Below are 15,935 nucleotides of genomic sequence, written 5' to 3' on the forward strand. Positions count from 1 at the left end.
GATTTTATTTAACCACACAAGAAACGATGCCGTTATCAAGCTGCAATTCATTGCCCCCAAAATCTGTCATAAATTGTCCGAGATATTTTTGTTTCTGCGGATTGAGTTGCGCAGAGATAAAAATTCTTGGACGATCTTTTTCTTCCTGATCCATCGCAACCACTAATAAATTATCATCGCGCAAGCTGAATCGCGTCACATTCACTGGATAATCAAAATCTATATTAGGTAAGTCACCCATTTTATCAGGTGTCTTGAAAGAAATAGGCTGCTTGAGGCCTTGCATCTGGCACATCACTGTTTTTTGCGCAGAATAAACCACTGAAGAGGATAATAAAGTCAGGGAAGAAAATATCATTTGTCTTATGAGCACGAATTTTGATTTAGAGCACATGACCACCGTCCACTGTGAATATTTTCCCCGTAATCCAACTGGCCTTCTCCGAAGCAAGGAATAAAACCATGTTTGCGATATCATTGGGTGTTCCAGGTCTTTGTAAAGGGATATTGCTCACATAATAATGCCACAATTCTGGATTACTTATTGCTGTATCTTCATTCATTCCTGATTCGATGACGCCAGGCTCTATGGAGTTCACACGTATCCCATATTGTGCCAAATCTAAAGCCGCATGTTTTGTCCATTTATTTAAGGCGGCTTTTGACGCGCCATAACCGATGCCTTTAGTCATTGTCATCGTTCCGCTAATGGAAGATATATTTAAGATACATCCCTTATTGTCTTTTTCCACCATATTTTTAGCGCACAGTTGCGCCAAATATAGTGGTGATATGGTATTTACTTGAAACACTTTCTGCATTTTTTCCGGAGATAATTCAAATATCGTCTCACGGCTAAGCATCCCAGCATTATTAACCAATATGTCTACTCGACCTAAATAGCTCATTGCTTCTTCAGCAAATGTGGCCACGGATTCAATTTGGGAAAAATCGGCATAAAAAGCCTTAGCATCTTGTCCGGTTGCCTTAATCGTTTGAATGGTTTCTTCAGCGCCTTTTGCATCACTGCGATAGCTTATCACCACATCAGCACCTTGCTCTGCAAAGGCAACAGCTATTCTTTGGCCAATGCTGCGGTTAGCCCCCGTCACAATGACTTTTTTCTCTTTAAAATTCATGTTCTTCCTTCATCATCATTTTATTTTCCCCAGTGCAATATTTTGGCGTCGTGGTCCGAGCAGGCTAAAGCCTTAAAATTATTTTATAACAATAAACGCAAGCAACATAGCGCACTAAAGCATTATAAAAAAAGTTTTTATTTCCATAAAAATCATCAAGAAAATTAAACACCTTGACACCAAACCTGGCTCACTGTAGTAATTACAACAAGAAAAGGAATTAAGAAGGAGAAGATTATGGAAGGGAAATTAGAACTCTACCAAAAGGAGATGACTGAAGTTACCCAGCCCATCTATGTTCGTATGGAACATTATCGTAAAACAATGTTGGAGATGAGAAAACTATTGAAGGACTATTTCTTTAATGCCTGGAGAACAAAGAAGCTTACTGAAACTGCTAAGGGAGAAGAAATTGTTTTTAGTTTCAATATGGTTCAAGAAGCAATGGAGCGGTGTTTGGTTGAGGAAAAAACCCTGGTGGAAACGGCTCAGGCAATCGCAAATTCAGCAGAAAACCCCAGCCTTGTAGCGGCTTTTGATTATCATGTTTTAAAAAGCGGTTTACCCTTGATTTTTTTCCCGGAAAATGACTTGTATCGTTTTAGTCCTGAAAAAGTGTATACGCCTATGGCTCAAGTTTTCATGTGTCAATTCGCCTATGCCTTAAGTATTTACCGTGCTTGTTTGGGGATTTGCGAAACCTACTTTTCTGTCTACAGTCATCCGGGAATAGCAACACAATCATCGAATTGCTACATTGAGTCGGCTAATTTATTAAAACAACAATTTCAAGAAGGAGGTGATTTGATCACATTATTAAGACAGGCGAAAATAAAGGAAAATGAAATGGATCCCCTTCTTCGAACCGAGTCAGTGCACGAGGGACTGGATCAATTTGCACATGATATTGATGCCCTAAAAATCAAACTGATCTCGTTCATGGAAACGGGTGCAGAGCACATCCAGAAATCTTATGTAGAATTCCCGAATAACCCCATATTATGGATACTCCACGATAGAAGTTGGCATACTTTACTTAAAACCATGACAAGTCACCTCTATGCACAACAGTTTTCCTCATCCACTTTATATGGAACATTAGAAATTAAGAAAAGCTTTATGGACTTGATTCAATCTGAAATAGAACGTTTTGGAAGGGTCGCATTGGACAAAACCCCTTCCATTAAAGTTGAGATATTAAAAAAAGCGGCAAAAATAATTGCGGAGACTAAAATAGATATCCTTGCAAAGCTTGCTGAAAACAAAATTAACATAAATGAAACACCTGCAGTGGGCAGATTTTCCACACCACCGGCAGTTTATAGCCTTTTATATTCCTTTCACCAAAGGCCTTTGCCTCCAGTAAGCACCTTTGGCGAAGTAGCAGAAAATAATGAAGATTTAAAGGAAGGAAATAGCTTCTCATAAAAAAACATAATTGTTATGATGCTTTTAAAAAATTACCATACCAGGGGAAGCATCTCTCTATTTTTAAAGGAAATTTCATGTTTAAATTAAGGAAAACCTATTTAATTTTCGGTCTCTCTTCTTTATGTTTCGCACCTCCTTCCTTTTCAGGTTTTTACGTGGGTGCAGGGTTCGGACCTGAGGGGGCCCATTTTACGCAAGAAGCCCATGTGGTGAGACCCGGTACTTTCGATGTTATAGATAAAAATCATTTTTCAGGTATTGGTGTGTTTGGCACTTTATTCGGTGGGTATGGCTGGCGGCATAACCGCTTTTATTTGGCCGGTGAAGCGAATGCCAATATTAGCTCTGTCGAATATAAATTGACGAATGATGAGCGAATTCATCACAATTTTTCTAAAACAACTTTTACAGTGAAATACAGTGAGGGAGTAAGTATTTTACCAGGTTTCTTCTTTTCCGATGCCTTTTTAGCTTATGGCCGAGTTGGTTATACCAATGGTCATGTAAAAATCAATGAATCCGATCCAACTATCCAGAGCTCTTCTAGCAATCGTAGCGGCATCCGTTATGGTGCTGGAATTCGTTACAACGTGATCAATAACTGGATTTTTATGATGGATTACAGCCAGATTAACTACAGCAGAATAAAAAGCCATGTGTTTGAACCGTTTGGCAATGTGACAAAAGACACACGAATCTACCCAAATACAGCCCAAGTAGATTTTGGCATCATTTACAGCTTCGATGCCCCTAAGGCAGTGTTTGTTAAATAACTGGGGGACTCATCTTTTGAGTCTCCTTTCTAGTCAAAACAATATCCATTTATTTTAAGTTACAATGGTGTATATGAACGCTAAAATTACCGTATAAACAAATAAAAGAATAATTTTTACTTCAGCTTTTATCGACACTGTAAAGAAAACGAAAATTAAGTGAATTAAAAACAAAGTATAAATTATCGTAAAATTGATTCTGCCAGCCATGGTGTAGGAATAATTTCTTAGGAATCCGTCTGGGAAAGCGTTCAATCGGGTAACGACGGTCGCGATAAGAATAATTAAATAGATTAAATAAATTACGATAGCATACGCGATAAAGAAAATAGGTATTTGAAATTGTTCAGCCTCTTTTTCTTTATCCAAATATTTAATAAAAATTAATCCAATGAAACAAATAATAACTCCGAAAAAGTTATAGCGAACAAAAGGGGAGCTCAATAATGGAAAAAAATCAACCTTGGCTAATAAGGACCACTGGTATTCAGCGAATAACGCGAGGAGTAATACAGGAGAAAAGAATGCCGCCTTCAGTAATAATCCCGATTCCTTTTCTTCTTTCAAAGGCTCAAACAAAGAGCGTGTATAGTTCATATTGTACAAAATAGACCATACAAAGGAACTCAAAAAAATCAAAAAAAATGCGTTAATCAGAAATAACAACGACATGGGACTCAACAAAACAGAAAGGAAGTTTTCGTGCATTTCAAATCCTGGAATTCTTTTTTTTTATAATTATAGAATATGTTTAAATAATTACCTCTTTCAATCTCCACCTTGGCAAATCCTTTATTGAAATTAAAGGGGAATGATGCATTGAAGGAAATGCCTTAAAACTCAGGGTTGTAGAAAACTTCTTATCGCATTAAGTAAATTTGTGGCATAAATTAACCCAACTAAAAATCGAAATATTCTTCAATAGGAAAAAACATTAATACATTTAAAGTAAAGGGCAGCAAGGAACCATCACTTCTAAATCTTCAGCTGGTTGTGCGAAATAAAAGCTTAAACTGTTTGGATTTAATCTTTGAGGGTACATGAATTCTTTATTACTAAGTAAACGGTTTAACCATGAGGCGTTCATGTTTAGTGATGAGCCATAAAACATATTAATATTGTTTTCAGAAAGTGAGAATGTCACCCCAGCCCAGGGGTCAAGTAGAAAACCATTTGTAATCACAACTGAATGTTGGATGTCTTCAATATCATAAATCAAGGCAGGGATGTTTTGTTGCCTTAATAATGTCGCTAAATAAAAAGCTTGATGTTCACAATTACCTCCCCTGCATTCTGCAATGGTATATCTTATGGCGGCGCTGGCATCAAAAAAAAATAATGCTTTTTCCTCCATATATTTTGAAATCTTAAATAAAAAAGAGCGGATAATTCCGATTGCATTCATTGCGATACAACTATTTTTATTGTACTGATCCATTCGTGTTTTCACGATTTTTTTAGTTAATGGATTAATAACCAATGCGGACGTGCTCGCAATACATTCATCCATTGTCGTTTGTAGCGCTTTCTCTATTTTTGCCTTAAAAAATGATTTTTTGCTGGTTTTTAATTTATCATCTTTGAAGAGAGCCATCTCCAATTTATCCTTAGAACGATATCCCTGAAGGAGGGAAACCAAATATAATTTAAATAGAATCTATCTTTTCGAAATTTCATTATCTTTACTCAATCAAATAAACTAAAATCAATTACTTTTCCTGCAACTTACAATGAGTTATTATTAGGCACTATGACTATCTTAACTATTTGTAAAGCAAACTGACAATCAAGAAATGATAAATAATTAAACTGGAAAATCAGTTATGCACGATCAGTCTATTATTTTTACACTTACGAAAGGACATCGAATTAAATAATGATGTTGACCATAGAATGGAATACCCCCGGGTACATATGTCTAACTAAATGAGAGAGGGAGAATGGGCATTTTTAAGGAAATAACAGAACATTATTGTCAAAAAATACTGGACACGTATTTAGAAGAGACTGGAAAAAAACTATACCCTGGTTATGAAGCCGAATTAGTTGTTCAAAGAAATGATTTTGCTAAATGTTTCATTAAAGAAATAAAAGAAATTGAAATAAAAGGCGATGATTACCTCCATTATTTCGATCAGATTATAAAAGATGCAAATGCCGCTTTAAAAAAAGTTAAAGAAGCGGTAGCCGAACACAACAGAGAACTAAAAAAAGAATTCACCACCGATCTTTATGAAAGTTTTTTCACTGTGAGTTTAATTAATTTCATTAATGCTGTACGTGAACTTTATAAAAAAAGTGACACATTAGTTACCGAAATCAATGATTCCGCCGAATTCTGTGATAATCGGGAAATTCCCTGGATTAACCAGTTTTCCTATGTCTTATATCAATACATTCTGAACAAAGAGTTTGATATTGCCACTAAAAAAGTGGAACGAGATATTTTTAATGCAAAAAAAGAAATGATTCTAAAATACATCCAGAATGCATTTAGCCTTTATCATCGATTTGAAAAGAAAGAAGATAATGAAGAATATCAGACGTTAATGAAGTTATTGTTATCGAGTATGGCATCCGAAGAAAAAGGCATCCAACGGCGTAAATCGGATGAAAATAGTTCAGGCTATATGTCTTATCTTTCTCATAGTTTTTATAAAGCTTCTGAAAAAATAATTGGAAAAAACCTACTAGGTCAAAAAATTGATTTTTTAGTCACTGAATTTGATGAACGCGTAGCAACTAGCGGACTTGCATATACCTAATTTTCTCTAACGATGGATATTTACTACTTTAAGCTGCTGCAGCAATTCATCTAATAGGTTCTGTTGCTAAATAACAGGATCAAATTTAGTTTTGCGGCAGCTTTTATCCAAATCCATATCCGCTTCACTCATTAAGGAATTTCTTCATAAGTTCTATCCAGATTGAAATCATAATAATCCAGCCCCAAGTGGGTTATTAGATCTTCACTCATCATGTGACGTAGGGTATTCTGCAGTTTAATAAGCTGCTTAAACACATCATGGACGGGAGTAAGTCCCACTGCTGTTTGAGGAGACTTAAAATAAAAGGACAACCACTCCTGAATTCCAGACATTCCAGCTCTTTTTGCAAGGTCTATAAATAGAGCAAGATCCAGGACTACAGGTGCGGCCAATATGGAGTCTCTGCATAAAAAATTAATTTTAATCTGCATGGGATAGCCAAGCCATCCAAAAATATCAATATTATCCCAGCTTTCTTTATTATCTCCATGGGGCGGATAATAATTAATACTGATTTTGTGGTACATATTACTGTAGAGCTCTGGATTTAAATCCGGTTGCAATATCTCTTCTAAAACATTTAGTTTTGAGATTTCTTTCGTCCTGAAATTATCAGGATGATCCAGGACTAATCCATCGCTATTCCCCAATATATTGGAAGAAAACCATCCTCTAATACCTAATGCCCTCGCCTGCAGACCAGGAGCTACAATAGTTTTCATCAGAGTTTGCCCTGTTTTAAAATCTTTACCGCCAATGGGTGTTGAAGTATATTTTGCCAGTTCAATTAGAGCAGGGATGTCACAAGTTAGATTAGGCGCCCCATTTAAGAAAGGAACACCTGATTTTATTGCCGCGTAAGCATAAATCATTGAAGGACTTATCGCAGGATGATTATTTTTTAATCCTTCTTCAAATCGTTCTAAAGTGGTATGGACTTGAGAGGATTCAAGGTATTTTTCTGTAGAGGCACACCATATCATGACCACCCGTGAGCAATCATTTTTTATCCGGAAATGTTCGATGTCGCTCATTAACTCTTTGGCTAAATCATAGTAGCAGGATGTATTTTTTATATGATTTCCTTGAATATTTTGGACGTAAGCACTATTGAAGACCGCTTTCATTGGGCGTATCACATCTAAATCTTCTTTTAATAGATGAAGTAAATTGTGTTCTAAAACGCCCGCCCGCATCGCGGTTTCATATACACTTTCATCCCGAATATCCCAACCGCCAAACACTAAGTCTTGTATCAGAGCAAGCGGAACAAAATCCTTTATCAGGGGTTGATTATTCTCAGTCCGTTTCCCCAGTCGAATCGTCCCCATTTGCGTTAATGAACCGATAGGTAAAGCCAATTGCTTTTTTATGGCCTCAACACCAGTGATAAGCGTTGTAGCCACTGCTCCTAAACCAGGAATCAATACACCCAGTTTTCCCTTGGGTTCTTCTATTTGATACCTTTCTTTTTCTTCCTTTAACATAAGTCATATCCTTTCTGGTTTTATTTCTCCGGAATCATTCAACAAAAAAATACGTGCAGAATGCTCATCAACCCCAATCCAGCTGACAGAGGCTGGACTAATCTCAATACGGTGAAACATGTCTAAATGAATGCCTGCATAATAAGCAACTGCAGATTTGATCAAATCTGCATGGGTTACTATTGCAATCATTTCTTGTGTATGTTTGATAAATAATTTTTCCATTCCTGAAATCATGCGATACTGGGCCTCAAGCATTGATTCTCCACCAGGAATACGGCAAAAACTTCTGAATTGGTTGAATTGGCGAAAATGGGATGAGCTTTCAAGTTCATCTATTTTCCTATTGGTCCATTCCCCATATTGCAGATCGGTGAACTCGTTCATGATGATATTTTTTAAATGAAGAATTTTTGCCAATGGCTCTGCAGTTTCTATTGCTCTCTCCAGAGGACTGCTGTAGATGGCAGATATGGGAAGTCCTGCAAGACGTAATGCCAGTTTGTCTGCTTGAAACCGGCCTTCAGTATTTAATGAAAGACCCTGCAAACGCCCAGCGAGCACTTTCCCTACTGCATCGTTCATTCCATGGCGTATCAGAAGAAAATTGGTCATAGTGCCTCCTGAAAACGGCACGATTACGTGCCTTGCATCCTGACCTTCTTTTTCGCAGGATGCCAATAGGATCCTTGAGAATTAATTGGCATAGCGTTTAATCATCTTCACGCAAAAATCAGAAAACTCTTCAATTTTTTGAGGCGGGCTCGTATGATGCGGCTGAATACCTCTAGATTCCGGCGTAAAACAGAAGGTCACCGTCAGATCAAACTCTTGAAGTGCACTCATCATTTTGTCCAACCATTTTTCTCCCCCAGGCTTCAGATAATCCGACCAACTTAATCCTGTCCGCACACTTTTCACCCCCAATCTCCTCAACCAGCTTACTGCGTCTTCAAGTCGATGATCGTCAAAGTGAAACCATTGGCAGATACCTAAAGCGGGCGTGTAATCCGCAAATTTTCGTAGTGCGAGCTTGGGTTCGCCATTTTCTTTTAATAAACCCATATAGAAATGGCGGTAATAAGACGATCCTTCCGCTTCCTTGTGACGTGTGGTTGCCTCCCAAGCTTTCGGTAAATCATATAAGCTATACCAATGTATTTTTCCCACACGACCAATCAGCAATTCAGCAGTACGAATGAGCCCGAATTCCTGCACCTCTTCCGCTCCGAAAGAAGAAACGCCAGCTTCAGTTACCCACACAGGCAAATCAACAACAGCCTCAATTTCTGATATTTTTTCTTTCCATTGATGAATTGACCAATTATTCCAGTCCAGAGGAAAACCATGCACCCCTACCGCATCGAGATTTTCCAATACACCTAAATGGTTCATTCGCTGGATAAATAAGGGATCTATGGGGGAAATACCTCCCAAAACTCTGAGTATTCCCGGATTTTCAGCTTTTACTGCTTCAGCGGCCATCTTTACCATATTGGCGTAGATAATCCAGTCGGGATCTAATTGAAAATCCCAATGAGACTTATTATTTGCTTCATTCCAAAATTTAACTGCTTCAATCATATAATACTTCCTTTTACGTACAGCGCAGCGCATCCATTAAACCTGCCGCAATCTGTCAATTTATCCTATAGGATTAATGAGGTAATTTATATTTGCTTTTTATAACTAGTCACTTAAGGTTTTTCATTAATATCAACAGGTTTTCACTAGAGAACACTTGTACTTTACCTGATGTATTAATTCTCTGGAGGATGTTTGCTGTGCCGCAGTATCATCTTCACTAATTTACCGAAAATACCTCTTTGGTACGTTAAACCATCATAAATGACCACCGACATTTTTGCCCAAATGATATAGAGCTGAGGGAAATTTAGTTTACTGGATACCCAAAATATCCTATGGCTCCATTTGGAAATGAAATAGCGCATGCGATAGATTAATTTGCGCTTGAAGGAAAGATTCTTTGCGCCAGGCGCTACGCGTTTGTGCAGCATTTCTTTCATACGCGCGTGAGACAACCTGTACGCGAGCCCTTCTCGTCGCTGCCTTAGACCTGCTGCTTGTGTATCCCCTACGAATTCCCCATTCACCGCATCAAGATGCAATCGTTTCTCTTTAATGCCTTCCGCGATCATTTGTTCTATTTCCAAAGAGCGTGTTACCACTACATTGTTTCCCATACCTTCCGAAGAATAGGGCTCAACCCATGCATCCCCAAAAGATATGTCCGCTGTTTCCGCAGTGACATCATCACAGTAATTACATGCAGAGTTCATAAAAAAACCTGCACCCCAATCCCCATCGACCAAATGCCACCAATCTTTATTCACCTTGGTGCCATCCTTCAAAGTGAACATTGTATTGTACCAATTTGCAGGACGATCTGGATTTTTATAGCGAAAATCTATCTCCTGAATCAAATCTACAGGTACATTCATTTGTGTTGCCATACTCTCGATAAACCGAGAACTTTTCATATGGCCGCAGAATAACCCAAGTGTATATATGATGCGCTCTTTAAAAAGCGGGTCTTCTTGCCTCAATAGCTGTATTGCCTTAATAAAGCAAGGGATACCCACCACTGCATACCGACCTGGCTGAGAACGGATGATTTGCAACACTTCAGAAAGATCAGTCGGATAATATCTAGACTTAGCTCCTTCCCTGACTTCTTGTTCAGTTCTCGAAATTCTGTATCGAAAAAATCTTTCTCCTGGTTCATGCTGCTCTTTAACGGCAACTACGTGGGCAACCCCATCGATAAGACCTTTTTTCAGTAGTTCGGTAGCCATCCAACTGACCATCCCTCCCGAACTTCCCTGCAGGCGAAAGTCTTGCTCTGCCACAGAGCCAACAAATGCCTTTTGAAAATATCCCGAAGCGTCGCAATAGAGGGAATCAGCAGAGAAAATTTTTTGCGCAAGCTCATTTTCACTTTGAGACACTGGAGAGAACGGACATGTTTTATTAAATCTTTCGTCAGGTTCATTGAGCCACTCTTCGGGTCCTTTGGGTATGAGTTGTCCATAACGATCAAATCCTATTTTTGCTTCAGGAATGCCTGACAAAGCAACACAACAGCCGCAACCAATACACAGACCCTCCTCAATCAATTTTTTAGGGCTTACCCGTTTATTGGAATAGTCCATATTAAACCTTTAATGCCTCATCAAGAAAGGCATTAGATACTGCCTTTAAGAATTCTATTTTATGAATCATTTTTTCTTCAGGTAGATTACTGAGCAAACCATTGAAAACCGTTGAGGGAGTATGGTTGTAGACAATGTGGTTTTCACCGTCTAGTAACTCCATCAAACACAGCAATTTGATGCTGCGATAAGAAGTGGGTTCACAAATAAAAGGTTTATTATTCCTCAAAGCAAAAATACAACCATGGAAAAAATTGGTGGCTACTGCTTTTGCTTTAGCCATAAATAATGCAAAATCATTGGGATTGGCCGTTATCCATTGCTTATCAGCCCAATCATTACGATACCCAATACTTATGAGTGTCATATTTTTTTGTTTTGCCCACTTTCGCAACTTTGCTATAAAAGAATTGGAGAAATGATGACCATATATGGCAATAAAGTTATCTTGCAAAACCGCCGTTTTGCCTCCATCGATTTCTAAAGGAAAAACCAAACACGGGTCCAGTACAATTTCCGGATTAAAATTTAATGCATGTCGAAAAATAGCCTGCGCATTCTCATCTCGTACGGAAATTTGGTCTAAATTTTTTAGCTGTTCTATCCAGTAAGGCTCCAATCCATTCCAGGCACTGTAGTTTCCAAAACTTGCGGCATAAGAGATAATTCGCTTGGCGAATAATCCTTCTCCAAAAAATATCGGGATTTTTCCATACCAAGGATGGGTCAAATTCCACACCTCATCACTGCCTATGACGATCACATCATACGCCTTCATCTCTTCAGGCTTGTTGATATTAAACGGAGACGACAGTGGCAGTGATTGGAAAGCACGAAAGAAACCCTGTATTTTTTCTCGGTACAGAGGATAATCGGCTCGGTTTAATTGAGTGGGAAGGAGAGGGCGATAAGCGCATTTCAATTCCGCAATATTGATACTTGTTGAATGGTGGTCTAGAATCGTGACCTCATGTCCACGAGCCTGCAGTCCTTTAATCAAACATTTGGCTTGCCAATAACTTCCATAATTGATGCATTTATGGAATGTAAGAATTCCTATATTTAAGCTTTCCATATCACTTTTTTATTGTGAGATCTTGGTTTATTTCATCTGAAATAGTACCAAACACGAGATTAGATAGAAAAAAAACAGGATAATATGTCTTTAGCTCAATATCTGAAATTCATAAAAACCTTTTTTGAGTCCTCATTTACCTTGAGCGCTATGGAGGAAAATAAGTGAATCAAAGCATTAAAATCTTGTATCGTGTATTTTTATAAGGAGGACATGTTTTAATCCTGTTCAACTTTGTGGAAGTAGGGCCGTATTTGTGAGTGAATAATCCATCATTATTCGTTGAGTATCCTATAGTCTTTGGATTTGATTTTTGATACGGGTTGGCCAATGTCTCTAATTTTTATGCCAGAGAGTAAATTTTTTTCGATTTTTTCTAAAGAGATACCTGTAGTCTCAGGAACGAATAGATAAATAAAGGTAAATGCCAACACACATAAAGAACCGAATAGGCCAAAAGTGCTGGTAACACCTAAATTTTGGTACAGAGACAAAAAAGAGAGGGAGACGACAAAATTTGCTGCCCATTGCACTACGGTGGCAATACTCATGGCCAGACCGCGAACGGGTAAAGGATAAATTTCAGAAATTAAAACCCAAAACAAGGAACCAAGGCTAATACAATAACCCATCACATAAGTCGATAAAGAACATAAAATCCAGAATTTCTGCCCAAAAAAATCCAGTCTAAATATTATCCCACTGACAAAAAGACTCAAGGCCGCAATCAGGGTACCGCTTAATAGCAAAAACCGTCGGCCTAATTTATCGATGCAAAATACAGTGACTATCGTAAATAGGAAATTGATTACCCCCATCCAAAAAGTAGCCAAAATTGCGTTCGAGATTGGGTAAAAACCCGCTGATTCAAAAATAACAGGTCCGAAATACATGAATGCGTTAATTCCTGTTAACTGTTGAAATATTCCCAAAAGAATACCTACTGCCAGCACCAAGACAATGGGGGCTTTAAACAAACCCCGATTATTTTGCGTGCGCCGGATACTTTGCTGAATTTCAGCGATTTCCTGGTGAATATTATATTCGGGCGGGCGGATACGTTTTAACAAATTTAGCGTTTTCTCCATGCCATATTGACTCATAAGCCAACGCGGTGAATGCGGTGTAAAATGGATTCCAAAAAATAAAATGAGTGCAGGAATGCTTTCGAAACCCAACAGAAAACGCCAACTGTCAGTTGAATAATCGTGTAGGAAGTATCCGATAAGGTAAGCTATTGCCTGACCAAAAGTAATCGTTAAACCATTGAGTAATACTAAAGTACCCCTGCGATTTGGAGGCGCTATTTCTGCAATGAATAATGGTGCAATATACGATGCAATTCCAATACAAACCCCTATAGCGAAACGGCCAATGAACAAGAGAATAAAACTATGGGTTAGGGCACAGAAAACTGTCCCTAAAAAAATACCTGCAGCAGCGATTTTTAAAAGGAAACGCCTACTGATTCGATCTGCAAAATAACCGCTCATCGGAATGCCAAATACACAACCAAGTATGCTAATACTCACTGTTTGCGACCATTGCCATTCGGAGAGTGAGAAGTGAACCATCACCTGGTCTTTCACATCTGCAATTACGCTGGAGTCAAAACCAAATAAAAATCCACCGAATCCTGCGATTAATGCAATAAAAAAAATAAATGAATTGAGTCCGGAATTCATTACTTCTTCCTTGAATGAAGTCTAAATGAAAATGTTACCATTTCCCTCTTCCTAGAAAATACAATCAGAGGCGCTTCAATGAAATGGCTCTCTGCACGGACTCAGATTTTAAGAATTAAAGCACAGTTGTACTATCATTCGAAAGATTTATTTTCGACTTGTGTTGGCAGATTTTTTTTGTCGAGAGATAATCCTTGATGGAATACCATTTGCCATCTGTCTTTATTCTTTCTCCAAATTGAAACACGGCGTGCAAATTTGGCATTTGAAAACGGGTTTGGTCTTATTTCACTGATATAGGCTAATAAAATAATCTCTTCCGACAAGCATTTTGCTTCAAATTCTACCCCTTTTATTTCAGATGAATTTTTTTCTGCTAACCACCGGCCAGCCTCAATTTTATCATAAACTGCACCACTACTGCTGAATTCTATAAACTCATCATCGATCAGATGGATTAAATTTTCAACAGGCTCACTCCTCGCAAGTAACCGTTTTTCAAGATGGATTATTTTATTTATGAGTTCCATTTAAATTTCCTTGGGTATTTTAGGGTGCCAATGGCTGTATTACGGAAATAAGCCGCAACTCCATTAGGAAAATATTGTTTTAAAGTATGATAATATATACATCAAGGAATGATTCAAAGCCCAAGTGTGAATTTTACCTCATAAGTAAATTTCAATTTCTTTTTGAGTGGTTTGAATAATGAGTGAAAAACTTAAATTTTTGGCCCACTCCCAAGGTAAGATTATGAAAAAAAAACGACTCATAATTGGTATAACTGGAGCATCTGGAATTGTTTATGGTATCCGTTTGCTTGAGTTATTAGCCAATACAGAATATGAAACTCATTTGATTGTTTCCAAAGCCGCCCATCAAACGCGTGCCTATGAATCACAACTTTCTGCAAGTGATCTTTACCATCTTGCAGACAAATATTATCCAGTTCATGATGTAGCGGCATGTATTTCCAGTGGGTCCTTTATTACTTCGGGCATGATTATCGCACCATGCTCCATGCGAACATTAGCGGATATTGCTTGCGGTACCACTTCTAATTTATTAACTCGCGCAGCGGATGTTGTTTTGAAAGAACGCAGACGTTTGGTATTAATGGTTCGCGAAACGCCATTGCACCTGGGTCATATTGAAAATATGAAACGGGCTACAGAGATAGGAGCCATTATTGCCCCCCCCGTGCCCGCTTTTTATAATAACCCGCAGACAATTGATGATCTTGTGACCCATAGTGTGGGACGAGTCCTTGATTTATTTGACATAGAAACCCATTGCATTAACCGTTGGAAAAATAAAGAAGAATAAACGGTTCTATAAGGAGATTAGCATGCAAGGAATTCAATCACCTGTGACAGAAGCATGCCCAAATTTACTCAATGAAGCAAATAGCGAACAGTTCATTATCGATGATTTTCAGTTAAATAATGGACAGCATATAAAAAACCTGAAGCTTCATGTGATCACTTTGGGGAAGCCCAAATTAGATGCGCAGGGTGAAATAAAAAACGCCATTATGTTATTCCACGCAACCATCAATGATGCAAGATCATTTTTGAAACCTGCGTTTGCCTCTTTGTTTCAACCTAATGGACTTTTCGATTTAGAAAAATTTTATATTATCATTCCAGATGGAATAGGAGTAGGTCTATCCAGTAAACCATCCGATGGTTTATTAGGTACCTTTCCTGAATATGGTTATCTCGATCAAATTGCTGCTGCAAAAACCGTTCTTAATCTGCTTCAAGTAAATCATCTTAAATTGGTTTTGGGCACCTCCATGGGTGGGATGTTGACTTGGTTGTGGGGAGAAATACACCCTAACTCAGTAGATGCACTCATTCCCATTGTCGCAATGCCATTACCGATATGCGGATTAAATTTTATTTGGCGTGAAATTATTTTGAATGCGATTCGGCATGACCCCTTATGGAGTAATGGTAATTATTCTAATGATGCCAAACCTTATGTATGGCGAAATACGGTGGGACCTTTAAAAGCAATCATGTTAGAAACAGCAGCAATGGTGCAGGGAAAAGAAAAAAACAGAAAATCTTCTTTAGAAAAATATGATGAATTGGTGTCATCTATGGAACATGAGGATCCCTGTGATTTGTACTATATCTTTCAAAGCGCCTACGATTATGACCCTGTTCCTAAATTAGAGGACATCCAAGCTGAAGTATTTGCAATTAACTTTGCTGATGATTTAATTAATCCCCCAGACATGATTCAATTGCCTCAAAAAAAGAACATGAATCATATTGTACTTCCAGGGGGATATGGCCATTTAGGATTGGAACATCCGGAACTTTGGATAGATTCAGTCAAACAATTTTTAGAATCATTACCTGATTGGCCTGTATAGAATTCCATGCTTATATTC

16 protein-coding genes are annotated in these 15,935 nt (G+C 38.0%); 5 read left to right on the plus strand and 11 right to left on the minus strand.

Annotated features, from left to right (window positions below):
• Window positions 1-4: 4 nt before the first annotated feature.
• Both BU07_RS0105080 and BU07_RS0105085 read right to left on the minus strand, forming a co-directional pair.
• Complete coding sequence (locus tag BU07_RS0105080) at window positions 5-394, minus strand: hypothetical protein (RefSeq protein WP_242601905.1); 390 nt, start codon at window positions 392-394, stop codon at window positions 5-7.
• Window positions 384-1,139, minus strand: coding sequence for an SDR family NAD(P)-dependent oxidoreductase (locus BU07_RS0105085; protein WP_031564018.1), 756 nt, complete (start codon window positions 1,137-1,139; stop codon window positions 384-386). Before BU07_RS0105085 ends, BU07_RS0105080 begins: the two co-directional genes overlap by 11 nt.
• A 237-nt stretch (window positions 1,140-1,376) precedes the next feature.
• Here BU07_RS0105085 and BU07_RS0105090 point away from each other — a divergent pair, with 237 nt between their 5' ends.
• Together BU07_RS0105090 and BU07_RS0105095 are read left to right on the plus strand one after the other, a co-directional pair.
• Window positions 1,377-2,567 carry a hypothetical protein gene (locus tag BU07_RS0105090; protein WP_031564019.1) on the plus strand — a complete coding sequence of 397 codons (1,191 nt, stop codon included), beginning with the start codon at window positions 1,377-1,379 and terminating at the stop codon, window positions 2,565-2,567.
• Window positions 2,568-2,644: 77 nt separating this feature from the next.
• Window positions 2,645-3,343: an outer membrane protein gene (locus BU07_RS0105095; RefSeq protein ID WP_031564020.1), complete on the plus strand. Its 699-nt coding sequence runs from the start codon at window positions 2,645-2,647 to the stop codon at window positions 3,341-3,343.
• Window positions 3,344-3,397: 54 nt separating this feature from the next.
• Here the strand turns inward: BU07_RS0105095 and BU07_RS0105100 are convergent, their stop codons facing one another.
• Window positions 3,398-4,051 (minus strand): hypothetical protein, encoded by a 654-nt coding sequence (locus tag BU07_RS0105100; RefSeq protein WP_031564021.1) that lies wholly within the window; start codon window positions 4,049-4,051, stop codon window positions 3,398-3,400.
• Window positions 4,052-4,286: 235 nt separating this feature from the next.
• Complete coding sequence (locus BU07_RS0105105) at window positions 4,287-4,937, minus strand: hypothetical protein (protein WP_031564022.1); 651 nt, start codon at window positions 4,935-4,937, stop codon at window positions 4,287-4,289.
• A 346-nt stretch (window positions 4,938-5,283) separates the two neighbouring features.
• Between BU07_RS0105105 and BU07_RS0105110 the strand changes: the two genes are divergently transcribed.
• Complete coding sequence (locus BU07_RS0105110) at window positions 5,284-6,108, plus strand: hypothetical protein (RefSeq protein ID WP_031564023.1); 825 nt, start codon at window positions 5,284-5,286, stop codon at window positions 6,106-6,108.
• A gap of 131 nt (window positions 6,109-6,239) precedes the next feature.
• Here BU07_RS0105110 and BU07_RS0105115 read toward each other — a convergent pair whose 3' ends face one another.
• The 7 genes from BU07_RS0105115 to BU07_RS0105145 form a co-directional block, all read right to left on the minus strand.
• Window positions 6,240-7,598 (minus strand): inositol-3-phosphate synthase, encoded by a 1,359-nt coding sequence (locus BU07_RS0105115; protein ID WP_031564024.1) that lies wholly within the window; start codon window positions 7,596-7,598, stop codon window positions 6,240-6,242.
• 3 nt (window positions 7,599-7,601) lie between these two features.
• On the minus strand, window positions 7,602-8,213 hold the full coding sequence (locus tag BU07_RS0105120) for a histidine phosphatase family protein (protein WP_031564025.1): 612 nt from the start codon (window positions 8,211-8,213) through the stop codon (window positions 7,602-7,604).
• Window positions 8,214-8,294: 81 nt separating this feature from the next.
• Window positions 8,295-9,182 carry a beta-xylosidase gene (locus BU07_RS0105125; protein ID WP_031564026.1) on the minus strand — a complete coding sequence of 296 codons (888 nt, stop codon included), beginning with the start codon at window positions 9,180-9,182 and terminating at the stop codon, window positions 8,295-8,297.
• 176 nt (window positions 9,183-9,358) lie between these two features.
• Window positions 9,359-10,771, minus strand: coding sequence for a Coenzyme F420 hydrogenase/dehydrogenase, beta subunit C-terminal domain (locus BU07_RS0105130; RefSeq protein ID WP_031564027.1), 1,413 nt, complete (start codon window positions 10,769-10,771; stop codon window positions 9,359-9,361).
• A 1-nt stretch (window position 10,772) separates the two neighbouring features.
• Window positions 10,773-11,846: a polysaccharide pyruvyl transferase family protein gene (locus BU07_RS0105135; protein WP_031564028.1), complete on the minus strand. Its 1,074-nt coding sequence runs from the start codon at window positions 11,844-11,846 to the stop codon at window positions 10,773-10,775.
• 275 nt (window positions 11,847-12,121) lie between these two features.
• The gene (locus BU07_RS0105140; RefSeq protein WP_031564029.1) at window positions 12,122-13,531 is read right to left on the minus strand and encodes a sugar porter family MFS transporter; all 1,410 of its coding nucleotides are present in this window, start codon (window positions 13,529-13,531) and stop codon (window positions 12,122-12,124) included.
• 134 nt (window positions 13,532-13,665) lie between these two features.
• Complete coding sequence (locus BU07_RS0105145; protein ID WP_051635472.1) at window positions 13,666-14,061, minus strand: DUF4440 domain-containing protein; 396 nt, start codon at window positions 14,059-14,061, stop codon at window positions 13,666-13,668.
• Between the two features lie 223 nt (window positions 14,062-14,284).
• On the opposite strand from BU07_RS0105145, the gene BU07_RS0105150 reads away from it, so the two are divergent.
• Both BU07_RS0105150 and BU07_RS0105155 read left to right on the plus strand, forming a co-directional pair.
• The gene (locus BU07_RS0105150) at window positions 14,285-14,857 is read left to right on the plus strand and encodes a UbiX family flavin prenyltransferase (protein ID WP_031564031.1); all 573 of its coding nucleotides are present in this window, start codon (window positions 14,285-14,287) and stop codon (window positions 14,855-14,857) included.
• Between the two features lie 22 nt (window positions 14,858-14,879).
• Window positions 14,880-15,917 (plus strand): alpha/beta fold hydrolase, encoded by a 1,038-nt coding sequence (locus BU07_RS0105155; protein ID WP_051635473.1) that lies wholly within the window; start codon window positions 14,880-14,882, stop codon window positions 15,915-15,917.
• The last annotated feature ends 18 nt before the right edge of the window (window positions 15,918-15,935 follow it).

Origin of the sequence: Legionella wadsworthii DSM 21896 = ATCC 33877 (genome assembly GCF_000701265.1) — a bacterium.
Lineage (GTDB): Bacteria > Pseudomonadota > Gammaproteobacteria > Legionellales > Legionellaceae > Legionella > Legionella wadsworthii.